This is a genomic window from Streptomyces populi, from assembly GCF_002911015.1.
Taxonomy (GTDB): domain Bacteria; phylum Actinomycetota; class Actinomycetes; order Streptomycetales; family Streptomycetaceae; genus Streptomyces; species Streptomyces populi.
In genome coordinates this window covers 1-2,388 of the sequence record NZ_KZ627077.1, presented here as the reverse complement: position 1 = coordinate 2,388, position 2,388 = coordinate 1, and the positions used below count along the sequence as shown (strand labels likewise).

The 2,388-nt window shown below is 77.1% G+C and carries 2 protein-coding genes; both read right to left on the bottom strand.

Annotation, left to right across the window (positions count from 1 at the left end; translation table 11 throughout):
* Positions 1–140: 140 nt before the first annotated feature.
* A complete protein-coding gene (locus CW362_RS42680) occupies positions 141–1,217 on the bottom strand; it encodes an NTP transferase domain-containing protein (RefSeq protein WP_103554939.1) in 1,077 nt (358 codons plus the stop codon).
* A gap of 79 nt (positions 1,218–1,296) precedes the next feature.
* On the bottom strand, positions 1,297–2,388 hold a 1,092-nt coding region (locus tag CW362_RS42675; protein ID WP_162684453.1), incomplete at its 5' end, for a dihydrolipoamide acetyltransferase family protein.

Here is a 2,388-nt window from a genome sequence, read left to right as displayed (position 1 = left end):
TCCCTGGGGGCCCGGGGCTGCACGCTCCGCCCGGCCGGGCTCGCCGGGCGCGCGGGGGCCGGTGCCCTTGACCAGGGCGAGCGCCTCCTCGACGTCGAAGTCGTCGGCGTCCTGGCTGTCCCGGGTGGAGCGGGCGGCGGTCATCCGGCGTCCGGCCCGGCGGCGGGCGGCGCGGCGTCCGGCCGGGCGTCGGAGGCGTCCTCCTCGGCCCAGCGGAGCGCGAGCGCGGCGGCCTTGCGGGCGGCTTCGGCGACCGCCTCCGGCCCTCCGCCGGCCCGCGCGGCCGCGTATCCGACGAGGAACGTGGTCAGCGGCGCGGCCGGCCTGGCGACCCCGTGCGCGGCGTCGCGGGCCAGGTCGAGCAGAACGCCCGTGTCGACGTCCAGATCGATGCCCAGCTCGTCCTTGACTGCGGAAATCCATTCATCCAGCACGTGCCCATGCTCCCTGATGCGTGTCCGAGCGGCGGCGATGTCGTCCCAGGTGTCGCAGTCGAAGGACGCGACGGGGTCGGTGATACGGGTGAGGTCGAGGGCGGCGACGAGCCGCCGCAGCGGCAGCCCGGCGAGACCCCCGTGCGCCGCGGCGAGCACGGCCAGCTCGCGGCGCAGCGCGTCCGCGCGGTAGACGGCCACGAGGGGCTGATCCCGCCCACCGGAGTCGGTGAGGAGGACTCCGTCGGGGCGGGCGCCCCGTCCGCCGGAGCCGGTGGCTCGTCCGTCGTCGTGGGCGGCCGGTTCGTCGGGGGTCTGGTGGAGTGCTTCGGGGGCAGGCGGGATCCCGTGTGCGCCGCCTCCGCTCCGAAGGGTGTCGAGCAGGCGCCGGACCGTCTTCTCCTCCAGGAACGGCAGGTCGGCCGACAGCACGAGGACGTACGGCGCCGCGGTGTGCCGCAGCCCGGCCTCCAGCGCGGCGAGCGGACCCCCGCCCGGCGGGTCCTCGCGGGCCCACTCCACGGGGCGCGCCGTGCTCCTGGGGTCGGCCACGACCACCGTGCGGGTGGCGTCGGCACACGCGGCCAGCACCCGGTCCAGCAGCTTCCGGCCACCCACCCGCACACCGGGCTTGTCCTCGCCGCCGAGCCGCCGGGCGGCACCGCCCGCGAGCACGACGGCGTCGTACCCGGCGTCGGCACACCCGGCGCCGGCGCCGGAGGTGCCCCTCGGATCACGGCTGTCCGGTCGCCCGGTCGCGCCCTCGGGCTCGTACGCGGTCATGCCCCGAGTATGGGCGCCGGGCAGATCGGCGCCACCCCCGGGGCACGGCATGGGGACCGGGACGACCGGTCCCCGCGTCCTACAGGGTCCGCAGCAGCACCGCCGGCTGCTCCACGCAGTCCGCCACGTACCGCAGGAAACCGCCCGCCGTACCGCCGTCGCAGACCCGGTGGTCGAAGGAGAGCGAGAGCTGGACGACCTGGCGCACCGCCAACTCGCCCTGGTGGACCCACGGCTTGGGGATGATCCGGCCCACACCGAGCATGGCCGCCTCGGGGTGGTTGATGATCGGCGTGGAGCCGTCGACACCGAACACGCCGTAGTTGTTCAGCGTGAAGGTGCCGCCCGTCAGGTCCGCGGGCGTCAGCGTCCCGGTCCGGGCCGCCTCGGTCAGCCTGCCGAACTCGGCGCTCAGGCCCTCCGCGTCCCGGACGTGCGCGTCCCGCACCACGGGGACGACGAGCCCGCGCTCGGTCTGGGCCGCGAAGCCCAGGTGCACCTGGTCGAGCCGGACGATCTCACGGGCGTCCATGTCGACCGTCGAGTTGAGCTCGGGGAAACGGGCCAGCGCCGCGGTGCAGATCCGGGCCAGCAGGGCCAGCAGGGAGATCTTCGGCCCCCCGGCCGCGTTCATCGCCCTGCGTGCCTGCATGAGCTCGGTGGCGTCGGCGTCCACCCAGCAGGTCGCGTCGGGGATCTCGCGCCGGCTGCGCGAGAGCTTGTCGGCGACGGCACCGCGCACGCCCCGGAGGGGGACACGGACGCCCCCCGGGGCCGGGCCCCGGGAGACACCGGCCGCACCGGGCACGACCGAGGCGACGTCCGCGTACGAGGTCACCTGGTCGGGCACGCCGCCGTACGAGGGCGCCCCGGCGGGCGCACCGGATCCGGCGGCCGGAGCGTGCTGCGGCGCCGCGGTGCCGGACGGCCGGAGCCCGCCGGTCGCCGCCGCGCGCAGCGCGTACTCGACGTCGGCCCGCAGGATGAGCCCCTCGGGGCCGGAGCCCTCCAGCTCCCGCAGGTCCACGCCGTGCTCCCGGGCGAGCCGCCGCACCAGGGGCGAGATGACCGGCACGGGGCCGTCGCCCCGCGACGGGGCGACTCCGTTGCGGACGGTCCGCGACGTGTCCGCCATGGCCGAGGCCGCGGCCGGCGCCGCGGCACCGACGGG